23 protein-coding genes are annotated in these 24,133 nt (G+C 75.3%); 8 read left to right on the top strand and 15 right to left on the bottom strand.

The window, feature by feature from the left end:
• Nucleotides 1–198: 198 nt before the first annotated feature.
• Complete coding sequence (sodN, locus tag ACFO3M_RS14900) at nt 199–603, bottom strand: superoxide dismutase, Ni (RefSeq protein ID WP_456903353.1); 405 nt, start codon at nt 601–603, stop codon at nt 199–201.
• Nucleotides 604–653: 50 nt separating this feature from the next.
• On the opposite strand from sodN, the gene ACFO3M_RS14895 reads away from it, so the two are divergent.
• Nucleotides 654–1,019, top strand: coding sequence for a S24 family peptidase (locus tag ACFO3M_RS14895; protein WP_387990181.1), 366 nt, complete (start codon nt 654–656; stop codon nt 1,017–1,019).
• Here ACFO3M_RS14895 and ACFO3M_RS14890 read toward each other — a convergent pair.
• A complete protein-coding gene (locus ACFO3M_RS14890) occupies nt 1,016–1,621 on the bottom strand; it encodes a dTDP-4-dehydrorhamnose 3,5-epimerase family protein (RefSeq protein ID WP_387990178.1) in 606 nt (201 codons plus the stop codon). The two genes, ACFO3M_RS14895 and ACFO3M_RS14890, sit on opposite strands and share 4 nt — an antisense overlap.
• A gap of 82 nt (nt 1,622–1,703) precedes the next feature.
• Between ACFO3M_RS14890 and ACFO3M_RS14885 the strand changes: the two genes are divergently transcribed.
• On the top strand, nt 1,704–2,897 hold the full coding sequence (locus tag ACFO3M_RS14885) for an NAD(P)-dependent malic enzyme (RefSeq protein ID WP_387990175.1): 1,194 nt from the start codon (nt 1,704–1,706) through the stop codon (nt 2,895–2,897).
• On the opposite strand, the gene ACFO3M_RS14880 is transcribed toward ACFO3M_RS14885, so the two are convergent.
• Nucleotides 2,887–4,338 (bottom strand): pyridoxal phosphate-dependent decarboxylase family protein, encoded by a 1,452-nt coding sequence (locus ACFO3M_RS14880; protein WP_387990172.1) that lies wholly within the window; start codon nt 4,336–4,338, stop codon nt 2,887–2,889. The two genes, ACFO3M_RS14885 and ACFO3M_RS14880, sit on opposite strands and share 11 nt — an antisense overlap.
• Nucleotides 4,335–5,675: an MFS transporter gene (locus ACFO3M_RS14875; RefSeq protein WP_387990169.1), complete on the bottom strand. Its 1,341-nt coding sequence runs from the start codon at nt 5,673–5,675 to the stop codon at nt 4,335–4,337. Before ACFO3M_RS14875 ends, ACFO3M_RS14880 begins: the two co-directional genes overlap by 4 nt.
• A gap of 140 nt (nt 5,676–5,815) precedes the next feature.
• On the opposite strand from ACFO3M_RS14875, the gene ACFO3M_RS14870 reads away from it, so the two are divergent.
• Nucleotides 5,816–6,250 carry a hypothetical protein gene (locus ACFO3M_RS14870; RefSeq protein WP_387990166.1) on the top strand — a complete coding sequence of 145 codons (435 nt, stop codon included), beginning with the start codon at nt 5,816–5,818 and terminating at the stop codon, nt 6,248–6,250.
• A 750-nt stretch (nt 6,251–7,000) separates the two neighbouring features.
• A complete protein-coding gene (locus ACFO3M_RS14865; RefSeq protein WP_387990163.1) occupies nt 7,001–7,636 on the top strand; it encodes a maleylpyruvate isomerase family mycothiol-dependent enzyme in 636 nt (211 codons plus the stop codon).
• Nucleotides 7,637–7,726: 90 nt separating this feature from the next.
• Here ACFO3M_RS14865 and ACFO3M_RS14860 read toward each other — a convergent pair whose 3' ends face one another.
• The 6 genes from ACFO3M_RS14860 to ACFO3M_RS14835 form a co-directional block, all read right to left on the bottom strand.
• Nucleotides 7,727–8,440 carry a metal-dependent hydrolase gene (locus ACFO3M_RS14860; RefSeq protein WP_387990160.1) on the bottom strand — a complete coding sequence of 238 codons (714 nt, stop codon included), beginning with the start codon at nt 8,438–8,440 and terminating at the stop codon, nt 7,727–7,729.
• Nucleotides 8,441–8,568: 128 nt separating this feature from the next.
• The gene (locus ACFO3M_RS14855; protein WP_387990157.1) at nt 8,569–8,757 is read right to left on the bottom strand and encodes a DUF6104 family protein; all 189 of its coding nucleotides are present in this window, start codon (nt 8,755–8,757) and stop codon (nt 8,569–8,571) included.
• Nucleotides 8,758–8,764: 7 nt separating this feature from the next.
• Nucleotides 8,765–12,541 carry a multifunctional oxoglutarate decarboxylase/oxoglutarate dehydrogenase thiamine pyrophosphate-binding subunit/dihydrolipoyllysine-residue succinyltransferase subunit gene (locus tag ACFO3M_RS14850; RefSeq protein WP_387990154.1) on the bottom strand — a complete coding sequence of 1,259 codons (3,777 nt, stop codon included), beginning with the start codon at nt 12,539–12,541 and terminating at the stop codon, nt 8,765–8,767.
• 178 nt (nt 12,542–12,719) lie between these two features.
• The gene (locus tag ACFO3M_RS14845; RefSeq protein WP_387990150.1) at nt 12,720–13,526 is read right to left on the bottom strand and encodes an ankyrin repeat domain-containing protein; all 807 of its coding nucleotides are present in this window, start codon (nt 13,524–13,526) and stop codon (nt 12,720–12,722) included.
• Between the two features lie 43 nt (nt 13,527–13,569).
• Nucleotides 13,570–14,334, bottom strand: coding sequence for an ABC transporter permease (locus ACFO3M_RS14840; protein ID WP_387990147.1), 765 nt, complete (start codon nt 14,332–14,334; stop codon nt 13,570–13,572).
• A complete protein-coding gene (locus tag ACFO3M_RS14835; RefSeq protein ID WP_387990144.1) occupies nt 14,331–15,302 on the bottom strand; it encodes an ABC transporter ATP-binding protein in 972 nt (323 codons plus the stop codon). Before ACFO3M_RS14835 ends, ACFO3M_RS14840 begins: the two co-directional genes overlap by 4 nt.
• Nucleotides 15,303–15,503: 201 nt before the next feature.
• Between ACFO3M_RS14835 and ACFO3M_RS14830 the strand changes: the two genes are divergently transcribed.
• From ACFO3M_RS14830 to ACFO3M_RS14820, 3 genes are all read left to right on the top strand, one after another.
• The gene (locus ACFO3M_RS14830) at nt 15,504–15,962 is read left to right on the top strand and encodes a universal stress protein (RefSeq protein ID WP_387990141.1); all 459 of its coding nucleotides are present in this window, start codon (nt 15,504–15,506) and stop codon (nt 15,960–15,962) included.
• A 12-nt stretch (nt 15,963–15,974) separates the two neighbouring features.
• Nucleotides 15,975–17,138: an adenylate/guanylate cyclase domain-containing protein gene (locus ACFO3M_RS14825; RefSeq protein ID WP_387990138.1), complete on the top strand. Its 1,164-nt coding sequence runs from the start codon at nt 15,975–15,977 to the stop codon at nt 17,136–17,138.
• A gap of 84 nt (nt 17,139–17,222) precedes the next feature.
• Nucleotides 17,223–18,857, top strand: a complete 1,635-nt coding sequence (locus tag ACFO3M_RS14820) for an ABC-F family ATP-binding cassette domain-containing protein (RefSeq protein WP_387990136.1) — start codon at nt 17,223–17,225, stop codon at nt 18,855–18,857.
• Nucleotides 18,858–18,944: 87 nt separating this feature from the next.
• Here the strand turns inward: ACFO3M_RS14820 and ACFO3M_RS14815 are convergent, their stop codons facing one another.
• The 3 genes from ACFO3M_RS14815 to ACFO3M_RS14805 are packed head-to-tail and all read right to left on the bottom strand — an operon-like array spanning nt 18,945 to nt 20,924.
• Nucleotides 18,945–19,487, bottom strand: a complete 543-nt coding sequence (locus tag ACFO3M_RS14815; RefSeq protein ID WP_387990133.1) for a GNAT family N-acetyltransferase — start codon at nt 19,485–19,487, stop codon at nt 18,945–18,947.
• Nucleotides 19,488–19,489: 2 nt separating this feature from the next.
• Nucleotides 19,490–20,578, bottom strand: coding sequence for an alpha/beta fold hydrolase (locus ACFO3M_RS14810; RefSeq protein WP_387990130.1), 1,089 nt, complete (start codon nt 20,576–20,578; stop codon nt 19,490–19,492).
• Complete coding sequence (locus ACFO3M_RS14805; protein ID WP_387990128.1) at nt 20,499–20,924, bottom strand: hypothetical protein; 426 nt, start codon at nt 20,922–20,924, stop codon at nt 20,499–20,501. Before ACFO3M_RS14805 ends, ACFO3M_RS14810 begins: the two co-directional genes overlap by 80 nt.
• Before the next feature lie 122 nt (nt 20,925–21,046).
• On the opposite strand from ACFO3M_RS14805, the gene ACFO3M_RS14800 reads away from it, so the two are divergent.
• Nucleotides 21,047–21,817 carry an SDR family NAD(P)-dependent oxidoreductase gene (locus ACFO3M_RS14800; RefSeq protein WP_387990125.1) on the top strand — a complete coding sequence of 257 codons (771 nt, stop codon included), beginning with the start codon at nt 21,047–21,049 and terminating at the stop codon, nt 21,815–21,817.
• 42 nt (nt 21,818–21,859) lie between these two features.
• On the opposite strand, the gene ACFO3M_RS14795 is transcribed toward ACFO3M_RS14800, so the two are convergent.
• Both ACFO3M_RS14795 and ACFO3M_RS14790 read right to left on the bottom strand, forming a co-directional pair.
• Nucleotides 21,860–22,753 (bottom strand): alpha/beta fold hydrolase, encoded by an 894-nt coding sequence (locus ACFO3M_RS14795; protein WP_387990122.1) that lies wholly within the window; start codon nt 22,751–22,753, stop codon nt 21,860–21,862.
• Between the two features lie 79 nt (nt 22,754–22,832).
• Entirely contained in the window at nt 22,833–23,984 is a 1,152-nt protein-coding gene (locus ACFO3M_RS14790; protein WP_387990119.1) for an endo-1,4-beta-xylanase, read from the bottom strand.
• Nucleotides 23,985–24,133 lie beyond the last annotated feature (149 nt).

Here is a 24,133-nt window from a genome sequence, read left to right as displayed (position 1 = left end):
CGCCGGGGAGGCCGGTGGGCGGGTCGCGGCGTCGGCTCGCGGGAGTGGCGACGTCGACCGGCCGTCGGGACCGGCCCCTCGTCCGGTCCGGGGGTGGCGGCGTGCGGACCGGCGGGCGCGACGGGACCCGTCGCGTCCCGGGGACGGCGACGGCCGGTGGGCGGGGTGCCCACCGGCCGTCGGGTCGTGCTGCGCGACTCAGGCCGCGGCCTTGGTCTCCCAGAAGATCCGGTCGATCTCGGCGATGTAGTCGAGGAGCTTCTGGCCCTCGGCCGGGTCCATGCTGCCCTTGCCGCCCGCGGCGCCGGCCTGCTTGGTGGCCTTGTTGAACAGCTCGTGCAGCTGCGGGTACTTCTCGAAGTGCGGCGGCTTGAAGTAGTCGGTCCACAGGACCCACAGGTGGTGCTTCACCAGGTCCGAGCGCTGCTCCTTGATGAGCACGCAGCGCTGCTTGAAGACCTCGTCGTCGCTGGCCTGGTACTTCTCCTGGATGGCCTTGACGGACTCCGCCTCGATGCGGGCCTGGGCCGGGTCGTACACGCCGCACGGGAGGTCGCAGTGCGCGGTGGCCTCCATGGCGGCGAACACGCGGCTGAGCAGCATGTGCCTACCTCCGATGTCGCGGGATCTGGTCGTCTGCGACCCTACTCGCGGTGATCACCCCTCACACGGGCGAGCGTCCCGTCCCGCCGCTGCCCGCGGTGTGGGTCCTCGCGCGGGTCACCGGCCCCTCGATGACGCCGACGGTCCGGCACGGTGACCGGCTGCTGGTCCGCCGGCTGCGGCGCGGCCGGGCCCGGGTGGGCGACGTCGTGCTGGCCCGTTTCCCGGCCCGCCCGGACCTGCTGGTGATCAAGCGGGTGCACCGGCTGCTCGACGGCGGCGCCGTCGACGTCCGCGGGGACAACCCGCTGGTGACCGACGACAGCCGGGCCTACGGGCCCGCGGTCGCCGTGGGCCGGGTCGTCCTCCGGCTGCACCCGCGCCCCGGCCGGCTGGCCGCGGCCCCCGCCGGCTAGGCCCCGGCGCGCCGCTGCGCGTACCAGGCGCGGCACTCCTCCATCGTCGGCAGGATGCCCTGCTCGCGGGCCTGCGCCAGGGTGGGCGCGGCCCGGTCCTTGTCGGAGAGCCGGACCTCGACGTCGTCCGGCCACGGCAGGCCGAGCTCGGGGTCCGTCGGCGAGACGCCGAACTCGCGGCCCGGGGAGTAGCCCGAGGAGACCAGGTAGGTGACCGACGAGCCGTCCTCGAGGGAGAGGAAGGCGTGGCCGAGGCCCTCGGCGAGGAAGACCGCGCGCGGCTGCTCCGCCTCGAGCAGGACGGCGTCGGAGACGCCGAAGGTGGGCGAGCCGACCCGGACGTCGACGACGACGTCGAGCACCCGTCCCGCCGGGCAGTACACGTACTTGGCCTGCCCCGGCGGCACGAGCGCGAAGTGCACGCCGCGCAGCACGCCGCGCGCCGAGACGCTGTGGTTGGCCTGGGCCAGCGGCAGCGCCCACCCGGTGGCGGCGGCGAGCACGTCCGCGCGGTACCACTCGGTGAACCGCCCCCGGTCGTCCCCGTGCGGCACCAGGTCGAGGACGTAGCTGTCCGGGACGGCGAGTTCTCGGATCTCCACGGGCGCACGGTAGCGAGCCCCCTGCCCCGCGCGCGGGTCGGCGGCCGGGCGACGGAGGTCACAGCACTACCCTGTCGAGGCCATGAGCGCAGCGACGGGCTCCGCCGGGGACAGTGCCGACCGCTTCAGCGGGGACGCGGCGTTCGCCGTGCACGAGGGCGGCAAGCTCGCGGTGCGCCCGACCCGGCCGATCGAGACCCGCGAGGACCTCGCGCTCACCTACACCCCGGGCGTCGCCCGCGTCTCGAGCGCGATCGCCGCGGAGCCCGCGCTGGCCCGCCGGTTCACCTGGGCCCCGCGGGTGGTCGCGGTGGTCTCCGACGGCACCGCCGTCCTGGGCCTGGGCGACATCGGCCCGGCCGCGGCGCTGCCGGTGATGGAGGGCAAGGCCTGCCTGTTCAGCGAGTTCGCCGGGCTGTCGGCGGTGCCGATCGTGCTGTCGACCACCGACGTCGACGAGATCGTCGAGACCGTCGCCGCCATCGCGCCGTCGTTCGGCGGGATCAACCTCGAGGACATCAGCGCCCCGCGCTGCTTCGAGGTCGAGGACCGGCTGCGCGAGCGGCTCGACCTGCCGGTCATGCACGACGACCAGCACGGGACGGCGATCGTCGTGCTCGCCGCGCTGCGCAACGCCGCCCGGGTCACCGGCCGCACCCTGGCCGACCTGCGGGTGGTCGTGGCCGGCGCCGGCGCGGCGGGCATCGCCTGCACGAAGATCCTGCTCGGCGCCGGGGTCGGTGACATCTGCGTCGCCGACTCCCGCGGCGTGCTGCATCCCGGCCGCGAGGACCTGACGCCGGTGAAGCGCTGGGTCGCCGAGAACACCAACCGCTCGGGGTACGCGGGCACGATGACCGGCGCGCTCGAGGGTGCCGACGTCTACCTCGGCCTGTCCGGCGGCTCGGTGCCCGAGGCCGCGATCGCCTCGATGGCGCCCGGCTGCATCGTGTTCTCCCTGGCCAACCCGACGCCGGAGGTCGACCCGGAGATGGCCGCGCGCCACGCCGCCGTCGTCGCCACCGGGCGCAGCGACCTGCCCAACCAGATCAACAACGTGCTGGCCTTCCCCGGGGTGTTCCGCGGCGCCATCGACGCCGGCGCGACGGCCATCACCGAGGAGATGAAGCTGGCCGCCGCCGAGGCGATCGCCGGCGTCGTCGGCGACGACCTCGCGCCCGGCCACGTGGTGCCCAGCCCGCTGGACCGGCGGGTGGCCACCGCGGTCGCCGAGGCCGTGGCCGCCTGCGCCCGGGAGCAGGGCGTCACCCGCTGAGCGCCGCCCGGCGGGGCCGGTAGACCAGGTCGAGGACGCCGGCGAGCAGCCGCTCGGCCACCGGGCGGGGGAGGGCGGCCACCAGGGCGTGCACCGGCGCCATCCGCTCGGGCAGCCGGCCGCCTCCGACACCGGCGACCTCCAGCAGCGCGTCGACCTCGGCGACGGTGAGCGCCGCGGGGTCGATGGTGGCGGCCGCCGCCACCAGGTCCGGGTCGGCCACCGGCGGGGGCAGCGCCGCGGCCGCCCGGGCGGCGTCGGCGAGGTCGGCGAGCAGGGCGTCCACCCGGCCGGCCGTGGCGCCGGTGACGGTGAGGTGCAGCGTGGCCGGCAGGTCCGCGCCGCCGGGCTGGGCGTACGGCGGCTGCGGCTGCAGCAGCCAGCCGCGGGCGGTGGCCTCGTCGGCGAGGTTGAGCACGTCGACGCCGTCCGGGCCGTCCTGCGCCAGCGCGACCAGCGTGGCCACCGGCGTCCCGACCACCCGCAGGCCGGGGATCGCCGCCGCGCCCTCGGCGAGCGCCACCGTGGCCGCCCGGGTGGCCCGCGCCAGGTCGGCGTAGCCGTCGCGGCCCAGCCACCGGTGCACCGCCCACGCGGCGGCCATCGGCCCGGCCGGGCGGGTGCCGGCCAGCGTCGGGTTGACCACCGGGTAGCCGGGCCAGCCGGCGGTGCTGAACCAGTGCCCCTGCCGCAGTTCGGGCTCGGCGGTGAGCAGCACCGAGACGCCCTTGGGCGCGTAGCCGTACTTGTGCAGGTCCACCGACAGCGAGGTCACGCCGGGCACCGACAGGTCGAAGGGCTCCGGGACGTCGTCGAGGAAGGGCAGCACCCAGCCGCCGATGCAGGCGTCGACGTGGCAGGGGACGCCCGCGGCGGCGGCCAGGGCGGCCACCTCGCCGACGGGGTCGAGCACGCCGTGCGGGTAGGACGGCGCGCTGACGACGACCAGCGCGGTGCGGGCGTCGAGAGCGTCCGCCACCGCGGAGGGGAGCGCCCGGCAGGTGACGGGGTCGACGGCAACGTCGGCCACCTCGAGGTCGAACAGGTGCGCGGCCTTGCGGAACGCGGCGTGCGCGGTGACCGGCAGGACCAGCCGCGGCCGCCCGGTGCCGCCGCGCGCCCGCCACCGCTCGCGGGCGGCCAGCACCGCCAGCAGGCAGCTCTCGGTGCCGCCGCTGGTGACCGTGCCGACCGTCGCCGGCCCGCCGCCGAGCAGGTCGGCCGCCGCGCCCACCAGGTCGTCCTCGATGCGGGCGACGCTGGGGAAGGCGGTCGGGTCGAGCGCGTTGGTCCACTGGAACGCGGCCTGCGCGGCGGCGGCGAGGTCCTCGACGCCGGCCAGCCCGGAGTCGTAGACGTAGGCCATCGTCGAGCCCCCGTGGGTGGGCACGTCGCCGGCCTGCAGCGCGGTGAGCTCGGCCAGCACCTCCTGCGGCGTCACGCGGGGACCTCCTGGGGCCGGGCGGGGACGGGGTGGAGCCGGTAGCGGGCCAGCACCGGGAGGCTGGCCAGCACGAACAGCGCCGGGACGACGGTGAAGCCCAGCCGGACGGCGAGCACCGCGCCGCCGGACTGGACGGCGTCGCCGCCGGTGGAGGAGACGTAGCCGGCCGCGGCGAGCAGCAGCCCGAGCAGGCCCGGCCCGACGGCGAGGCCGAGCGTCTCGGCCGCCGTCCACACGCCGGTGAAGACGCCGGCCCGCCGGCGGCCGGAGGCGGCCTCGTCGGCGGCGACGACGTCGGGGAGCATCGCCAGCGGGAACATCTGCATGCCCGCGTAGCCGACCCCGACCAGCACGACCAGCGCGACGGCCGGCCCGGTGCCGCCGGTGCCGACCAGCGCGAGCGCCCCGGCCCCGGCCGCGAACAGCGCCGAGGACGCCAGCAGCCCGGTGCGCTTGCCCAGCCGCCGGCTCACCCGCAGCCACAGCGGCATGACGAGGATCGCCGGGCCCACCAGCGCGGCGAACAGCACCGAGCCGGCCGCGGCGTCGCCGAGCACGTGCTCGGAGTAGTAGGGGACGCCGGCGAGCATCACCCCGATCCCCAGCGCCTGGACGACGAAGCCGGTGAGCAGCACCCGGAACGGCCGGGACCGCCAGGCGACGACGAGCGTGGCGCCCAGGCGCCCCTCGCTCTCGACGCGGGTGAGGGTGGGCGCCCGCCGCGTGCCGGCCACGGCGCCGAGCATCCCGGCGGCCAGCAGCACCGCCACGAAGACCGCCATGGCCAGGTGCCCGGCTCGCCCGCCGCCGGCCAGGTCGACCACCGCGGGCGCGCCGGCGCCGGCGAGCAGGATGCCCAGCGCCAGCGCGGCCACCCGCCAGGACATGAGCGTCGACCGCTCGCCGGGGTCGTCGGTGATCTCGGCCGGCTGGGCCACGTAGGGCACCTGGAAGCAGCCGTAGGCGGTCGCGGCGAGCAGGAAGGTGACCGCCACCCACGCCGCGGCCGCCGCGGGCGGGGCGCCGGGGCCGGCGAACACGAGGACGAACAGCGGCGGCAGGGCGAGCCCGCCGGCCAGCATCCACGGCCGGCGCGGCCCCCAGCGGCCCGCCGTCCGGTCCGAGCGGCTGCCGACCCACGGGTTGAGCAGCACGTCCCAGGCCTTGGGGGCGAACACCACCAGCCCGGCCAGCCCGGCGGCGACGCCCAGCTCGTCGGTCAGGTAGTGGAGCAGCAGCAGGCCGGGCACCGTGCCGAAGGCCGCCGTCCCGATCGAGCCGAGGGCGTAGCCGAGGTGGGTGCCCCGGGACAGGCGCGGTGCGACGGCGGTCACAGCGGGGGACCGTAGCCGCCGCCGGCGCGGCACGGTCTCGGAACCCTCCCCGGGTTCCACCGATGAGGGACGGGCCGCAGGGCGGTCCTCCCCGTGTGGCCCGGCGACGGTGCCCGGCCCCGCCCACCCAGGAGGCGACCATGGACCCCGACCCGAGCACCCCCACCGCCCTCGAGGCCCGCACGGCGGCGCTGCGCAGCCTCGACCGGCTCGTCGGCACCTGGACCGTCTCGGGCCCCGGCGGCCCGCGCGGGGAGGTCCGCTACGAGTGGATGGACGGCGGCAACTGGCTGGTCCAGCACGTGGACCTGCGCGGCGACGACCCCACCCGCGGGGTGGAGTACATCGGCTGGGACGAGGCCGCCGGCGAGCTGCGCTCGCACTACTTCGGAGCCGGCGGGGAGCTGCTCGAGTACACCTACCGGGTCGGGGACGACGTCCTCCGGATCTGGTTCGGCGGCACCGACTCCCCGGCCCGCTACGAGGGGCGCTGGAGCCCCGACGGCACGGTCAACGAGGGCGCCTGGCGCTGGCCCGGCGGCGGCTACGAGTCCACGATGACGCGCGCCGGCTGACCTCGGCCCGGCACAACCCCCGCGCGGGCCCCGGGCTGCTCCGGGGAGGTCGCGGGCGGCCGGGCCACGGTCGGACGTCAGCGCCGTCCGGCCACCCGCGGAGCCAGCGCGCCCCGGGCGGCCTGCGCCTCCGCCGTCCACGCCTGCCCGGCCGCCGGCGCGCCCTGGGCGTCCCACCGGGCACCGAGGCTCGCCCCACCGGGGGCGCGAGCACGCCGACCGCCGCGATCGGCGCCCACACGGGGTCCACCGGCCACGGGCTGGTCACCCACGCCGACCGCGGCGCGGCGGGCCGGGGCCCACGCGGCCGCCAGCAGCACCGGGCACCGGAGGCGGCGAGCTAGGCGACGCAGCCGTGGGACGCGACGACCAACAGCAGCGCCCGGTCCCACCGCAGTCGCCGGGGCCGCTATGGGAGCCGGCCCGTGTCGACGCCCGTCCACAGCGCCGCGGCGACCGCCCGCAGCGCGCGGGCGAGCAGCGGCTGCCACCAGCGGGGTGCGGTGCGGACGTCGGCCATCGCCGCCGGATGCCAGGACCCCGCGACGGCAGCCGGGAGTCAGCCGAGGCCGAGTTCGGCAGCAAGGTGTGCCAGATGTGCGTGAGTCCGTGCGTGGCGCGGCCGGTACGGATCCCCTGTACGGGTGAGACTCGGCGCCAGCGATGACTCCTGGCACCGACGGCCGTCCTTCCCCTGGACGGCGAGGACCCGGCGTCGGCGGGCCGGCAAGGGCAACGAGAGGGATCCAGGTGACCGAGATCAAGCAGGACGTGGACGCGCGCGTCCAGACCGAGCGCACCCGACTGCTCCACGTGCTCGACGGGCTCGACGAGGAGCAGTGGGACACCCCCAGCCTGTGCGCCGGCTGGGCGGTGCGAGACCTCGTCGTGCACCTGCTCATGCCGTACGAGCTCTCGGCACCCCGGTTCCTGCTGATGATGCTGCGCGCCAGGTTCGACTTCGACCGCGCCGCCGACCGCTGGGCGACCACGGACACACGGACACCGGCCGAGGTGGTCGCCGGCCTGCGGAAGACCGAGCACCGCACCTTCTCCGTGCCCGGCGCACCCGTCGAGGCGCCGCTGAGTCACCTGGTCATCCACGCCCAGGACGTCTACCGGCCGCTCGGGGTGCCATCCCCGACCGACCCGGAGAACGCCCGGGTCGCCCTCGAGCAGCTGACCAGCCCCCGCGCCCGTCGCTCGCTGCCGCCGGGCATCCTCGACGGGCTGGCGTTCTCGGCCACCGACACCGACTGGCACTACGGCGAGGGCGCCCAGGTCTCCGGACCGGCCACCGCGCTCCTCACCACCCTCTCCGGCCGAACCGCCGCCCTGCCCGAGCTCGCCGGTGCGGGCGTGGCAGACGTGCGAGCGCGCCTGTAGCCGCCGGGCGCGAGAGCGCCAACGCGCACCACACCGCTCACATCGGGGTAGCCGCACTCACGCACAGAGGATCACACCCTGCTGCCGAACTCAGCCGAGGCTGAGCAGGTCGGTCAGGTAGGGGTCCACGGTCTCGCGGACGCCGGTGTTGGCGTAGACGAACCACACCGCGACGCCGAGGAACAGCGGCGCCAGCACCGCCTTCTCCAGCGTCGTCCCGGTGCGCATCGGGGTGAGCGCGAGCCGCCGCCGCTTGGCCAGCCACAGCACCGGCAGCGGCACGCCCTGCCTGGTGATCAGGTCGCCCGCGATGTGGGTCAGGACGCCGAGCCCCACCGCGTAGGGCAGCCACGTCGGTTGCGGGCTGTGCGCCAGCAGCAGCCAGGCGCCGCCGAAGGAGAGCAGCAGGTTGCCGACGACGGTGTTCTCCGCCCGGCCGGGGATGACGAAGTGCAGCGCCCGCAGCGCCAGCCCGATCCCGAGCGCCATGACCACGAGGCTGGCCCAGAACAGGTTCGCCGCGGCCAGCGCGAGCGCGCCGAAGGCCAGCGGCGCCAGGACGGCGTCGTGGGTGCCCCAGCGGTGCCCGCCGGCCAGCCGGCCGATCGCGCCGGAGGGCACGTCGGTCACCGGCCCCCACATGTCCGAGACCGTGGAGCCGGTGTGGTCGAGGTCGGGCAGCATGGCGAACCCGCCGACGGCGGCGACCCACGCGACCTGGGCGACGGTGCCCTCGACGGGCGCCCAGGGCAGGGTCGCCGCCCCGGCCGCGAGTCCGGACAGGGCGTGCGAGTGACCGAGCACGGACACAGCGTGCCGTCGTCCGCGGCCCGGCCGGCGCAGGCGCGCTCCGGAGACGACGAGATCGGCGGTCCCGCCGCCTCCGGGTGGCCGGAGCGGGCGGGACCGCCGATCTCGTGAGGGTCCTTGGTCTAGTCGAGGTCGTCGACGTCGTCGGTGCCGCCGCGCGCCAGCCACGTGGCCAGCCGCTCGACCGGCACCTCGAAGTCGGGGTGCTGGTCGACGAAGGCCCGCAGCTGGTCGGCCAGCCAGGCGAGGGTCACCTGCTCCTCGCCGCGCCGGTCGGCCAGCTCCTCCAGCCCGCGGTCGGTGAAGTACACGCCGGGCTCAGTCCGCGAAGGCGCTCGCGATGAGCTCCTTCTGCTCCACCTCGTGGACCTTCGCCGAGCCGACCGCCGGGCTGGCCGAGGCCTTGCGGCTGACCCGCCGCAGCGTCCGGCCGCCGAGGTGCTCGGGGAGGTTGAGCGCCATGAACGACCAGGCGCCCATGTTCGCCGGCTCCTCCTGCACCCAGACCAGGTCCTGCGCGTTCGGGTAGCGGCCGACCGCCTCGGCGATCTGCTCGGCCGGCAGCGGGTAGAGCTGCTCGACCCGCAGGATCGCGGTGTCCGCGCGGCCCTCGCTCTCCCGCTGCGCGAACAGGTCGTAGGCGACCTTGCCGCTGCACAGCAGCACCCGGCGCACCGCGGCGTCGTCGAGCGGCTCGCCGCCGACACCCGGGTCGCCGAGCACCGGGCGGAAGCCCTCGTCGGTGAAGTCCGCGACCGGGCTGACCGCCGCCTTGGCCCGCAGCAGCGACTTCGGCGTGAACACGACCAGCGGCCGGTGCACGTCGGAGAGCGCCTGCCGGCGCAGCAGGTGGAAGTAGTTGCCCGGCGTCGAGCAGTTGGCGACGGTCATGTTGTTCTCGGCGCACAGCTGCAGGAACCGCTCGATGCGGCCGCTGGAGTGGTCCGGGCCCTGCCCCTCGAGGCCGTGCGGCAGCAGCATGGTCACGCCGGAGCGCTGGCCCCACTTGGCCTCGCCGGAGGAGATGAACTCGTCGATGACCATCTGCGCGCCGTCGACGAAGTCACCGAACTGGGCCTCCCAGAGGACCAGCGCCTTGGGGTTGGCCACCGAGTAGCCGTACTCGAAGCCCAGCGCCGCGTACTCGGACAGCAGCGAGTCGTAGACGAAGAACTTCGCCTGGTCCTCGGCAAGGTGCGCCAGCGGCGTGTACTCGGCGGCGGTCTCCCGGTCGATGAGCACCGAGTGGCGCTGCACGAACGTGCCGCGGCGGGAGTCCTGACCGGCCAGCCGCACCGGCACGCCCTGCATGAGCAGCGACCCGAAGGCCAGCAGCTCGCCCATCGCCCAGTCGATGCCGCCCTCGCTGACCATCGCCGCTCGCCGCTCGAGCAGCCGCTTGAGCTTGGGGTGCGGGGTGAAGTCCGGCGGCAGCGAGACGTGCGCGTCGCCGATCGCCTTCATCACCTCGGGGGTGATGGCGGTGGCGACGGCCGAGACCTGCTGGGCCGGCTGGTCCATGACCGGCTGCGGCTTCGGGGTCTCGGTCGCGTCGTGGGTCTCGGCGAAGGCCCGCTCCAGCTGGTCGCGGTAGTCCTTCAGGGCCTCCTCGGCCTCGGCCAGCGTGATGTCGCCGCGGCCGACCAGCGCCTCGGTGTACAGCTTCCGGACCGAGCGCTTGCGGTCGATGATGTCGTACATCAGCGGCTGGGTCATCGACGGGTCGTCGCCCTCGTTGTGCCCGCGGCGGCGGTAGCAGACCAGGTCGATGACGACGTCCTTCTTGAACGCCTGCCGGTACTCGACCGCCAGCCGGGCCACGCGCACGCACGCCTCGGGGTCGTCGCCGTTGACGTGGAAGACCGGCGCGTTGACCATCCGCGCGACGTCGGTCGAGTACAGGCTCGAGCGGGCCGCGGCCGGGCTGGTGGTGAAGCCGACCTGGTTGTTGATGACCACGTGCACGGTGCCGCCGGTGCGGTAGCCGCGCAGCTGGGACAGGTTCAGCGTCTCCTGGACGACGCCCTGGCCGGCGAAGGCGGAGTCGCCGTGCAGCAGCACCGGCAGGACGGTGAAGCCCTGCTCGCCCTTGTCGATCATGTCCTGCTTGGCGCGGGTGATGCCCTCGAGGACGGGGTTGACCGTCTCCAGGTGCGAGGGGTTGCTGGCCAGCGAGACGGCGATCTGGGCACCCGGCTTGAACGGGTTCTCGAAGGTGCCCTCGGCGCCGAGGTGGTACTTGACGTCGCCCGAGCCCTGGACCGTGCCGGGGTCGATGTTGCCCTCGAACTCGCCGAAGATCTTCGAGTAGCTCTTGCCGAGGACGTTGGCCAGCACGTTGAGCCGGCCGCGGTGGGCCATGCCGATCGCGACCTCGTCGAGGCCGTGGTCGGTGCCGGCGATGAGGACCTCGTCGAGGATCGGGATGACCGACTCGCCGCCCTCGAGGCTGAACCGCTTCTGGCCGACGTACTTGGTCTGCAGGAAGGTCTCGAACGCCTCAGCGGCGTTGAGCCGGCCGAGGATGTGCTTCTGCTTCTCCCGGTCGGGCTGCTCGGCCTTGAGCTCGATGCGCTTCTGCAGCCACTCGCGCTCCTCGGGGTCGGTGATGTGCATGTACTCCACGCCGACGGTGCGGCAGTAGGAGTTGCGCAGCACGCCGAGGATGTCGCGCAGCGGCATGACCTTCTCGCCGACGAACCCGCCGACGGGGAAGGGCCGGTCGAGGTCCCACAGCGTGAGGCCGTGCTGGAGGATGTCCAGGTCGGGGTGACTGCGGACCTTGAACTCGAGCGGGTCGGTGTCGGCCATGAGGTGGCCGTTGCGCCGGTAGGACTCGATGACCTCGATGACCCGGGCTTCCTTGTCGATCTGCCCCTCGCGGCTCACCCGCACGTCCGGCATCCAGCGCACCGGCTCGTAGGGGAGGCGCAGCGACCGGAAGACCTCGTCGTAGAAGCCGTCCTCGCCGAGCAGCAGCTGGTGCAGCCGGCGCAGGAAGTCACCGGACTCGGCGCCCTGGATGATCCGGTGGTCGTAGGTCGAGGTCAGCGTGATGATCTTCGAGACGCCGAGCTCGGTCAGCGCCTCGGGACTCATCCCCTGGAACTCGGCCGGGTACTCCATCGCGCCGACGCCGATGATCGCGCCCTGGCCGGCGGTCAGCCGCGGCACCGAGTGGACGGTGCCGATCGTGCCGGGGTTGGTCAGGCTGATCGTGGTGCCGGAGAAATCCTCGAGGGTCAGCTTGCCGGCGCGGGCGCGGCGGATGACGTCCTCGTAGGCGCCCCAGAACTGGGCGAAGTCCATCTGCTCGGCGGCCTTGATCGAGGCGACGACGAGCGAGCGGGAGCCGTCGGCCTTGGGCAGGTCGATGGCGAGGCCGAAGTTGACGTGCTCGGGCTGCACCAGGGTCGGCTTGCCGTCGACCTCGGCGAAGGCCGCGTTCATGTTCGGGAAGTCGTCCAGCGCCCGGACCAGCGCGTAGCCGATCAGGTGGGTGAACGAGACCTTCCCGCCGCGCGAGCGCTTCAGGTGGTTGTTGATGACGATGCGGTTGTCGGCCAGCAGCTTGGCCGGCACCGCCCGCACGCTCGTCGCCGTCGGCACGGTGAGCGAGGCGTTCATGTTCTTGACGACGCTGGCCGCCGCACCCCGCAGCGGGATCCGCTTCGGGCCGTCGGCGGCGGCCGGGGCGGGCTTGGCGGCGGGGGCGGGCTTCGCCGGGGCGGGCGCGGCCTTCGCCTTCTGGTCGGCGCGGTCGGCGGCCTGGTCGACCACGGTGGCCTCCGTGCGCTCGGGGACCGGGGTGGCGCGCGCCGGGGCCGGGGACGGCGCCGCGGGGGCGGTGGCCGGGGGAGCCGACGCGGCGGCGTCGGCGGCCGCGGGGCGCTCGGCGGCGGCCGCCGCGGCCGGCGGCGCGGCGGCACCGTTGCCGGCGGGGGCCTGCTCACGGTCGTCGCTCGCGGCGACCGGGCTGCCCGGCCGGTAGTCGGCGAAGAAGTCGTGCCAGGCCTGGTCCACGCTGGACGGGTCGGCGAGGTACTGCTGGTACATCTCCTCGACCAGCCACTCGTTGGTGCCGAAGCCCGCCACCGCGGAGGAGGACGAGGTGGTGGACGGCCGGGATGAGTTGTCGCGTGACACGGGGCGAGTGCCTTCTTCGTCGTCGGTGGACGTCGCTGGACCGGGGTTGGAGTCTACGCCCGTCCGGTTCTCCGGAACCGGACGGAGCAGGCCGTCCGCGTTCCGGACGCCGCTGGTCGGGGGCCGGTCAGTCGGTCGCGCCGGACGCGACGAGCAGGTCGACGAGCGCGTCCCGGGCGCCCGCCTGACCAGCGTCGCGCCGGTGGCGGGCCGCCGCGACCCGGCCGATGTCCAGGGCGCTGGCGCCGTCGCTGGTGGTGGCGTTGACGTCGGCCCCGGCGGCCAGCAGCAGCCGCACGACCTCGGGCGCGTCGTCGCCCGGGCCGGCCGCGACCGCCTCGTGCAGCGCCGTGCGGCCGGTGTCGGGGTCCCGGCGGCCGACGGTGGCGCCGGCGTCGCGCAGCACGCGGACCAGGTCCGGGCGGCCGCCGGCGGCCGCCGCGGCCAGCGCGCCGACGTCCGGGTCGGCGCCGCGCTCGAGCAGCAGGCGGAGCGCGCCCGCCGCCTCGCCGGCGGCGGCGAGCGTCAGCAGGTCCCAGCCGCCCGCGGCGTCGGTCAGCGGCGCCCCGGCGTCGAGCTCGGCGGCGAGCCGGCCGGTGTCGTCGAGGTAGGCGGCGGCCGCGGCGTCGACGGCCGCGCCCAGCCCGGTGAGGACGGGCACCAGCTGCGGGGCGTGCTCGACGGCGACGTGCAGCGGCGTGCGGCCGGACTCGGTGCGCGCGGCGAGGTCGGCACCGGCCTCGACCAGCACCTCGACCACGTCCTCGCGGCCCTGCGCGACGGCCAGGTGCAGCGGGGTCCAGCCGCCGTCGCCGTCGTGGTCGACCGCGCCGGTCAGCAGCCGCGGCGTCTCGGCGACGGCGCTGCGGACGGCCTCGGCGTCGCCGTCGGCCACCAACCGGCCCAGGCGCTGCACGGTCATGCGGGTGGTCATGCGGGAGGACCTCTCGGTGCGGGTTCGGGGAGGCCGGCGACGGCTAGCCGACGTCGCGGCGGACGGCGAGGAAGGTGCCGAGCAGGGCCGCCAGCAGACCGTAGCCGAGCAGCAGCAGGCCGCCCTGCCACGGCTCCAGCAGGTCCGGGGCCTGGAAGTCGGAGGTGATCGCCTGCACCGCACCGCCGGGCAGCCACTTGTAGGCGCCCTGGATCGCGCCGATCGAGGAGATGATCGGCTCGGCCACGTACAGGTAGACCAGCGCGCCGACGATCGCGCCGACCTGGTTGCGCAGCAGCGCGCCGACGCCCACGCCGATGACGGCGAAGACGACGAGCACCAGCCCGGCCGCGCCCAGCGTCCGCAGGTTGTCCGCGTCCAGCGACGGCGCCGCCCCGCGGGCACCGGCGTAGACCAGCACGACGGCGGCGTCGACGACCAGCACGAGCAGCGCGAACGGGACGGCCGCGGCGGCGTAGGCGAGCAGCTTGCCGGTGACCACCCGCCCGCGGCGCGGGGTGGTCAGGAAGGTCGGCGTCGCGGTGCGGTGCCGGTACTCGGCGGTCATCCCGATGATGCCGAGGATCAGGAAGAAGACGCTGGCGTTGGCCGCGACGGAGAAGACGACCTCCTCGTACTCCGGCGTCCCCACCGCGGGCAGCCCCGGCTGGCCGTCCTGCTCGGCGCCGGCCAGGCCGGTGAACAGCGCGGCGAAGCCGCCGGCCATGAGGCAGGCGCCGGCCAGCAGGCCGATCCACACACGGGTGGTGAACAGCTTGGTCCACTCGGCGCGCACCAGCGCGGTCATCGGGCGGCTCCCTCGGTGGTCGCGGCGGCCGGGCCGGCGGCGAACTGCTCCTGGCCGGCGGTGAGCCGGAAGTAGAGGTCCTCGAGGCCGGTGGTCTCGGCGCGCAGCTCGTGCAGCTCGACCCCGGCGGCGAAGGCGCGGGCGCCGACGTCGGCCGTCGTCGTCCCGGTGACGGTGACCAGGCCGTCGTCGCCGCGGGTGGCGGGGATGCCCGCCCCCGCGAGGACGGCGGCCAGCCGGTCGGCCTCGGGGCTGCGGGCGAGCACGCTGCCCCCGGACGTCCCGGCGCGCAGCTCGGCGATCGAGCCCTGCCGCACCAGCCGGCCGGCGCCGACGATGACCACGCGGTCGGCGGTCTGCTCGACCTCGGCCAGCAGGTGGCTGGACACGAGGATCGTGCGGCCCTCGTCGTGGGCGAGGTGCCGCAGGAACCCGCGCAGCCAGAGGATGCCCTCGGGGTCCAGGCCGTTGGCCGGCTCGTCGAGCACGAGCACCGGCGGGTCGCCGAGCAGGGCGGTGGCCAGCGCCAGCCGCTGCCGCATGCCCAGGGAGTAGCCGCCGGCACGGCGGCGCCCGGCGGCGGTGAGCCCGACCCGCTCGAGTACCTCGTCGGCGCGGGAGACGGGCAGCCCGGCGGCGCGGCAGTACACGCGCAGGTGGTCGCGGCCGGAGCGGGCGGGATGGAACGCGGTCTCGAGGACGGCGCCGACGGTGCGCACCGGCTCGCGCAGGGCCGCGTAGGGGACGCCGTCGAAGGTCGCGGTGCCGGCGTCGGGTGTGACCAGCCCGAGGACCATCCGCAGCGTCGTCGTCTTGCCCGCGCCGTTGGGGCCGAGGAAGCCGGTCACCGAGCCCGGCTCCACGGTGAAGCCGAGGTCGGAGACGGCCCGCACCGTGCCGAAGGTCTTGCTCAGGCCGGCCACCTCGACCCGCACCGGTCCCGGGCGTCCGGGGGTCGCGCTGGTCATGGTCCTCCTCGGCCGTCGGGTCCCCGTGCGGTCGCCATCCTGGCCCACGCCGGGGACGCCGCCGAGGTCCCGGGGGGAGCGGCGCGCCGCCGGTCACGGCCCGGCAACCCTCCGTCCACCAGCCGTTTCCCGGCAGCCCGATCGGGTGCCCGGCCGTGACCGGCGGCACAGCGGCGCGGCGCGATCACTACAGTGCGCGCCGTGAGCGCGTATCGGACGGTCGTGGTCGGGACGGACGGCTCGGAGTCCTCGCTGCGCGCGGTCGCGCGGGCCGGTGCCCTCGCCGGCGCCTGCGGGGCGACCCTCGTCGTGGCCTGCGCCCACCTGCCCACCGAGGAGGACGACCGGGAGCTGTCCCGGGCCCGGGACGTGCTGGGGGACGAGGCCTACCAGGTGGTCGGCTCGACCCCCGCCGAGGAGACCGTGCGGCACGCCGGTGAGGTGGCGTCGGAGGCGGGCGCCGGCGACGTGCGCACCGTCGCCGTCCTCGGGTCGCCGGTGGAGGCGCTGCTCGACGTCGTCCGGCGCGAGGACGCCGACCTGCTGGTGGTCGGCAACCGCGGGCTCAACGGCATCCGGGGCCGGCTGCTGGGCTCGGTGCCGGCCGACGCCACGCGCCGCTCGGCCTGCGACGTGCTCGTCGTCCACACGACGGGCTGACCCGGGGCGGACGTGGACCCCCTGTCCGGCCCGGACCGCGACGCCGTCCGGGAGGCCCTGGAGCGGCTGCTGCTCGGCGGCCCGCGCCGGCTGACCCGGCTGGAGGTGGCCGCGGCCGCGGGCATGCCGCCCGAGCGGACCCAGCGGCTGTGGCGCGCGCTGGGCTTCCCCGACGTCGCCGACGACGACCCGGCCTTCACCCTCGCCGACGTCGGGGCGCTGGGGACCCTGTCGGCGCTCATCGACTCCGGCTTCGTCGACCTCGACACCGAGGCCTCGATCGCCCGGGCCACCGGGCAGGCGCTGTCGCGGCTGGCCGACTGGCAGACCGACCTGCTCGCCGACGTCCTCACCCGGCAGGCCCGCGAGCTCGGCCCCGAGGCTGTCGACCCGGTCGCCGCGGCCGACGTGCTGCTCCCGCTGCTGGCCCGCACCCAGGACTACGTGTGGCGCCGGCACCTCGCGGCCAACATCGACCGGGTGCTGGCGACCGGCGAGCCCGGCGACCGCCGCGAGCTCGCCGTCGGGTTCGCCGACCTGGTCGGCTACACCTCCCGCTCCCGCGGCATGGCCGCCCGCGAGCTCGGCGCGATGGTCGAGGCGTTCGAGGCGACCGCGACCGAGGTCATCGCCCGCTCGCACGGCCGGGTGGTGAAGACCGTCGGCGACGGCGTCCTCTACACCGCCGCCTCCGCCGACGACGCCGTCGAGATCGGGCTGACCCTGCCCGAGGCGTGGGACGCCCCCGACCGGCCGCCGCTGCGGGTCGGCGCCGCCTACGGCACGGTGCTCACCCGGCTCGGCGACGTCTACTCGCCGGTGGTCAACCTGGCCAGCCGGCTGACCTCGGTGGCCCGCGCCGGGACGGTGCTGGTCGACCGCGAGCTCGCCCGCCGCCTGCGGGGGCACCCCCGCTACCGGGTGCGGCCGCTGCGCCGGGTGTCGGTGCGCGGCTACGACCACCTCCGGCCGTGGCTGGTCCGCCGCCGCCCGGCGGGGGAGGAGGACAACGTGCTCGAGGCGATGCTCGACGAGATGGCCGACGAGGTGCTCGGCAGGAACCACGACGAGGACCTCGACGAGGACCTCGACGAGGACCTCGACGGAGACCTCGACGGGGACCGCGACGGGGACCGCGACGACGAGGCGGGCGACGGGAACGCGCGCGACGCCTGACCGGCCCGCGCGCTACCGTGGGCGCGTGCTGTGAGCCCCGGAACGACGTCGACCCGACCGATCCGTCCTCCCGGGAGCACCCCCATGAGCGCCACCCTCGTCGCGCGCGGCCTGGCCGCCGGCCACGGCGCGCGCGTCCTCTTCTCCGGCCTCGACCTCGTCGTCGCGCCCGGTGACGTCGTCGGCCTGGTCGGCGTCAACGGCGCCGGCAAGTCCACGCTGCTGCGCACGCTGGCCGGCGAGCTGCCCGCCGGCTCCGGCTCGATCACGCTGAGCCCGCCGACGGCGACCGTCGGGCACCTGCCGCAGGAGCGCGACCGCCGCGAGGGCGAGACCGTCGCCGCCGCGCTGGCCCGCCGCACCGGCGTCGCCGCCGCGCAGGCCGCCCTCGACGCCGCCACCGCCGACCTCGCCGAGGGCCGCCCCGGCGCCGACGACGCCTACGCCGAGGCGCTGGAGCGCTGGCTGGCCCTGGGCGGCGCCGACCTCGACGAGCGGCTCGAGCAGGTCCTCGCCGAGGTCGCCCCCGGCGTCGGCCCGGACGCCGCGGTGCCCGCGCTGTCCGGGGGCCAGGCGGCGCGGGTGGGGCTGGCCGCGCTGCTGCTGTCCCGCTACGACGTGCTGCTGCTCGACGAGCCGACCAACGACCTCGACCTGGCCGGCCTCGACCGGCTCGAGCGCTTCGTCGCCGGCAACCGCGCCGGCGTCGTCGTGGTCAGCCACGACCGGGAGTTCCTCGCCCGCACGGTGACCCGCGTGGTCGAGCTCGACCTCGCCCAGCAGCTGGTCCGGGTGGTCGACGGCGGCTACGAGGCCTACCTGGCCGAGCGGGAGGTGGCCCGCCGGCACGCGCGCGAGGAGTACGAGGAGTACGCGGAGACCCGGGCCGAGCTGGAGGCCCGGGCGCGCATGCAGCGCAACTGGCTGGCCAAGGGGGTCCGCGACGCGGTCAAGAAGTCGAAGGACCCCGACAAGCACATCAAGGCGCACAACCGGGCGACGGCGGAGAAGCAGGGGGCCAAGGCCAAGCAGACCGAGCGCCGGCTCGAGCGGCTGGAGGTGGTCGAGGAGCCCCGCAAGGAGTGGGAGCTGCGGATGACCATCGCCGCCGCCCCGCGGGCCGGGGCCGTCGTCGCCACCCTGCGCGACGCCGTGGTGCGCCGCGGGGACTTCACCCTCGGGCCGGTGAGCCTGCAGGTCGACTGGGGCGACCGGCTGGCGATCACCGGGCCCAACGGCGCGGGCAAGACGACGCTGCTCGGCGCGCTGCTGGGCCGGGTGCCGCTGGACTCCGGCGCCGCGTCGCTCGGCCCGGCGGTGCGGCTCGGCGAGGTCGACCAGGCCCGCGGGCTGTTCACCGGCGACCGGCGGCTGCTCGACGCCTTCGCCGCCGAGGTGCCGGACTGGCCGACCGCCGAGGTGCGCACCCTGCTGGCCAAGTTCGGCCTCACCGCCGAGCACGTGCTGCGGACCGCGGCGACCCTCTCGCCGGGGGAGCGCACCCGCGCGGCGCTGGCGCTGCTGCAGGCCCGCGGGGTGAACGTGCTCGTCCTCGACGAGCCGACCAACCACCTCGACCTGCCGGCGATCGAGCAGCTGGAGTCGGTGCTGGCGGCCTACCCGGGCACGCTGCTGCTGGTCACCCACGACCGCCGGATGCTCGAGGCGGTGGCCACCACCCGGCGGATCACCGTCGACGGCGGCCGGGTCAGGGAATGAAGGACCTCCCTGCCCCCCACCACTCGCAGGCTCGTGGCGGGGCCCTGCAGGGAGGCCGGAACAGCGGCAGGTGCTGCGCGCCGGCTGCTAGCTGAGGTCCTGGCCCAGCGCCTCGTCCAGGCCGACGGTGGCCATGCCGGCCCACGTCTCGTCGACGTGGTGGGCCAGGACCATGAGGTCGCGCAGGTTGCCCTCGCGGTCCCGGATGTGGTCGCGCAGCAGCGCCTCCCCGGTGAAGCCCAGGTCGGTGAACAGCGCCAGCGCCGCGCCCTGCTCGGCGACCACCTCGACGACCAGCTTCGCCAGCCCGTCGCCGACCGCCGTCACCAGCGCCTGCCGGGCGAGCTGGCGGCCCAGGCCCGCGCCGCGCCGGGTGGGGGAGACGACCAGCCGCACCTCCCCGACGTGCGAGGACCAGCCGGGCAGCGGGCGCACCGCGACGTAGCCGGCGACCTCGTCCCCGTCCAGCGCCACGAACCGCCGTCCGCCCGCGCCGCCCGACGCCCAGGACCGGACGACGTCGGGGTCGGTGACCTCCTCCTCGATGAAGGTCAGGTCCCCCTCGGGCAGGCCCGCGAAGAAGCGCAGCAGCGCGTCGCAGTGCGCCGACTCCAGCTCGACGACCTCCACGGTCAGTCCTCCCCGACCTCGTCGCTGCGCTTCCTCAGGAAGCCGATGATCTCCGGCACGGTCGTCTTCGCCGCCGTCCGGCCCACGACCAGGCCCATGTGCCCCGCGTTGAGCCGCAGCTCGTGCTTGTCCTCCGAGCCGACCAGGTCGATCAGCGGGGCGGTCGCGTCCGGCGGGACGATGTGGTCGCGGTCGGCGCGCACGGTGAGGAACGGCAGCCGGATGTCCGACAGGTGCACCGGGTCCCCGGCGACGGTCAGCCGGTCGGTGACCATCCCGTTGTCCCGGACCAGCATCTGCACCGTCTCGCGGGCGGCCGCGCCGGGGAACGGGATGTGGTCGTCGGACCAGCCGGTCATCGCCTGGTAGGCCTGCACGTACTCGTCGTTCCAGAGCCGCTCCCACAGCGTCACGTACCGGGTGACCTCGGAGGTGGGGGTGAGGGTGCGGAACCCCTGGACGACGACCCGCGGCGGCACGTTGCCGTCCTCGTCGACCACGTCGTCGACCTCGAGGCCGCCGCGGAAGACGTCGGCCATCGGCCCCATCTTCGTGAAGTCGACCGGGGTGGCCAGCACGGTGAGGCTGCGGACCGGGGCGTCGGGGTGGTGGGCGGCGTAGAGCAGGGTCAGGTCGCCGCCGAAGCAGTAGCCGAACAGGTTGACCTCGTCGGCGCCGGACAGCTCGCGGACCCGCTCGACGGCGGCGGGGATGTAGTCGTCGACGTAGTCCTCGAGCCGGTTCTGCGCGTCCCGGGCGTCGGGCTCGCCCCAGTCGACCATGTAGACGTCGAACCCCGCGTCGAGCAGCTGCTCGACGAAGGAGTTCCCCGGCGTGAGGTCGAGGATGTAGCTGCGGCTGATCAGGCTGAACACGATCAGCAGCGGCGGCGAGTACCGCACCTTGTCGCTGCGGTAGTGCCACAGCTGCGTGCGGCCGCGCTCCCAGACGACGTCCTTGGGCGTCAGCCCCACGCCGGGCCGGTCGACGCCGGCGACGAGCTTGATGCCGTTACGTGCGCGGAGGGCGTTGCGCTCCACGTCGCGGCGGACGCGGTCGAGGACCGCCTGGGGACTGGGCACCGTCGGCATCGGCTTCCTCCGAGGACGAGGGGGGCGGGACGTCCGCCGTCCGGGGACGGCGGCGCTCGTTCTCCAGCTGCACGGTCAGCCGCCGGACCTCGCGGTCGAGCGCGCCGACCTGGGCGCGCAGCCGGGCGAGGTCGGTGCCGGCGGGCAGGTTGACCAGGTGCCAGGCGCGCGCGGAGACGCCGCGGGCGGTGTCCCGGGCCAGCGTCTGCGCCCGGCGCAGCAGCCCGACGCCGGTGGCGAAGTACGGCGTCCGCACCAGGCTCTCGGCGTGCGGCGCGACCCGCTTCTCGGCGGCGTCGAAGGCCTGCCGCCACAAGGGGGTGCCCGGGGGGTCCTGCGGCGACATCGACGTACCTCCTACGGCTGGGACCTGCTGCCCGCCGGCCCTCCCTACCCGCCCGCCCGGTGATCTACCGCACAGCGCCGTTACGGTCCGGGGACGAGATCAGCAGGGGAGAGGAGACCACGGTGGCGGACAGGACGATCCTGGACATGTTCCGGCTCGACGGGAAGGTGGCGATCGTCACGGGGGCGTCCTCGGGGCTGGGCGTGGTGTTCGCGCGGGCGCTAGCCCAGGCCGGGGCGGACGTGGCGCTGGGGGCCCGCCGCGAGGACCGGATGGCCGCCACGAAGGAGGCGGTCGAGGCGGAGGGCCGGCGGGCGATCACCGTGCGCACCGACGTGGCGAAGGTGGAGGACTGCCAGGCGCTGGTCGACGCCGCGATGGCCGAGTTCGGCCGGGTCGACGTCCTCGTGAACAACGCGGGGATCGGCACCGCGGCGCCGGCCACCCGGGAGAAGCCCGAGGAGTTCCGGGCGGTGATCGACGTCAACCTCAACGGCTGCTACTGGATGGCCCAGGCCTGCGGGCGGGTGATGAAGCCGGGCAGCTCGATCGTGAACATCTCCAGCGTGCTGGGCCTGACCACCGCCGGGCTGCCGCAGGCGGCCTACGCGGCGAGCAAGGCCGGCCTGATCGGGCTGACCCGCGACCTCGCCCAGCAGTGGACCGGCCGCAAGGGCATCCGGGTCAACGCGCTCGCGCCGGGCTTCTTCGCCTCGGAGATGACCGACCAGTACCCCGAGGGCTACCTCGACCAGCAGATGGGCCGGGTGCTCGCCGGCCGCGCCGGCGACCCGATGGAGCTCGCCGCCGCCCTGGTCTTCCTGGTCAGCGACGCGGGCGGCTACGTCACCGGGACGACGATCCCGGTGGAGGGCGGCATGCTCACCAGCTGACCGCGATCCCGGGGCCCCGCCGCGGCGGGGCCCCGGTCGCGCTCAGCGGCCGTCGGCGCGGGCGGCGAGCGCGGTGATCCGGTCGACCAGCTGCGGCCACACCTCGCGCGGCAGGTCGTGGCCCATCCCGTCGACGACGAGCAGCTCGGCGCCGGGGATCGCCGCCGCCGTCGCCCGGCCGCCGGACACGTCGATCAACGCGTCGTGCTCGCCGTGGACGACGAGGGTGGGGACGGCGACCCGCGCGAGCTCGGCGGTGCGGTCGGGGCTGGCCAGGATCGCGGCCAGCTGGCGGGCGACGCCGGCCGGGTTGTGGGCGCGGTCGAACGACAGCCCGGCCCGCTCCCGCAGCCCGTGCTCGTCGAACTCGAAGCCGGGGGAGCCGATGACCCGGTAGGTGTCGACCGCACGCTGCACGGCGCTCTCCCGGTCGGTGGCCGGCGGGGCGAGCAGGACGCCGATGGCGGCCTCGGCGGGCGCGCCGACGGCGGGGTCGCCCGTGGTCGACATGATCGAGGTGAGGCTGCGGACCCGGTCCGCGTGCCGGACGGCCAGCGTCTGGGCGATCATCCCGCCCATCGAGGCGCCGACGACGTGGGCGCTGTCGATGCCCAGCGCGTCGAGGAGGGCGGCGGTGTCGTCGGCCATGTCGGCGAGGCGGTAGGGCACCCCCGAGTGGTCGCCGCCCATGACGGCGAGGACGTCGGGCGCCCCGGCGTCGTCGAGGTGGGTGGACAGTCCGATGTCCCGGTTGTCGAACCGGACGACGTACAGGCCGCGCGCGGCCAGCATCCGGCAGAACTCGTCGGGCCATCCGATCATCTGCGTGGCCAGTCCCATGACCAGCAGCAGCGGCGGGTCCCCGGGCGAGCCGAAGGTCTCGTAGGCCAGCTCGACGTCGCCGGCACGGGTGGTCTGCACCCCGGTGTGCTCCATGCTCCGCACGCTAACCCCGGACGCGCGACCGCCCGGCACCGGACGGGACCGGTGCCGGGCGGCGCGACGGGCGGGACGGTCAGCGCTCGGTGACCTGCCGGCCGGGCCGGGCCTCGGCCAGCTCCTCCTGGAGCCGGGTGTAGGCCGGCTTCGGGACGAAGTCCTCGTCCATGACCGTGGCCTCGCCCTCGGCGGGGAAGAACACCGGCACCCAGGAGTACTTGTCGGTGAAGCCCCAGAGGGTGAAGGAGTTGCAGTCCTCGACGGCGAGGCAGGCCTCCAGCGTCCGGCCGTAGTAGTCGGCCTGCTTCTGCAGCTGCTCGGCGGTGGGCTCGCCGCCGGGCGGCAGCACCATGCGGACGTCGAGCTCGGTGACGGCGGTCTCCAGGCCCAGGTCGTCGAACCGCTGCAGGTTCCGCTGCAGGTCGCCGGGGAAGCCGTACTGGATGCTCAGGTGCCCCTGCACCGAGAACCCGTCGACGGGCACGCCCTCGGCCTGCAGCTGCTGGATGAGCGTGTAGTACGCGTTGCTCTTGGGGTTGACGCCCTCCACGCCGTAGTCGTTGAAGAACAGCTTCGCCTCCGGGTCGGCCTCGTGCGCCCAGCGGAAGGCGTCGGCGATGATCCCCGGGCCCAGCTCGCGGATCCAGATGTTCTCCTCCGTCCGCAGCTGGCCCTGGTCGGTGAAGATCTCGTTCGCCACGTCCCACTGCTGGATCTGGCCGGCGTAGCGGCCGACCACCGTCTGGATGTGCTCGCGCAGGATCTCGCGCAGCTCCTCGGGCGAGAAGTCGCCCTGCTCCAGCCACGTGGGGTTCTGGCTGTGCCACAGCAGCGTGTGGCCGCGCACCACCTGGTGGTTCTCGCGGGCGAAGGCGACGATCTCGTCGGCCGGCCCGAAGTTCCACACGTCCCGCTGCGGGCGCAGGAACTCCCACTTCATCTGGTTCTCGGGCGACAGCGAGCTGAACTCCTCGGCGAGGACCTCGCGGTACTGCGCGTCGTTCGGGAATGGGTCGGGGTAGGGCATGTCCACGTGGTGCCCGCCGCCGGCGACGGCGCTGCCGATCACGAGGTCCTGCGGCGCGAGGCGGCGCAGGGTGTCCTGCTTGTCGTAGCCGGGAGCGGTGCCGGTGCCCCCGCCCGCCGGCGCGGCCCAGGCCTGGGCGCCGGTGGACAGCAGGGCGGAGGCGGCGCACGTGGCGGCGGCCAGTCGGAGAACTCGCTTCACGGTGTCCCTCCAAGGACGTCCGGTGCGCGGGCACGGCCCTGTGGCCCGCGTCACTTCCGGAAGTTACCGGAACTTCTGCGGTCCCTCGCAGGGGGGTGGGGCGCCCGGAGCGGCGGTACGTGTCGGGGGACCGCCGTAGGCTGGCCGCC

The organism is Geodermatophilus arenarius, assembly GCF_042654585.1.
GTDB classification, from domain to species: Bacteria; Actinomycetota; Actinomycetes; order Mycobacteriales; family Geodermatophilaceae; genus Geodermatophilus; species Geodermatophilus arenarius.
The sequence above is the reverse complement of the archived record's forward strand: the minus strand, read 5'-3'. Positions and strand labels throughout refer to the sequence as shown.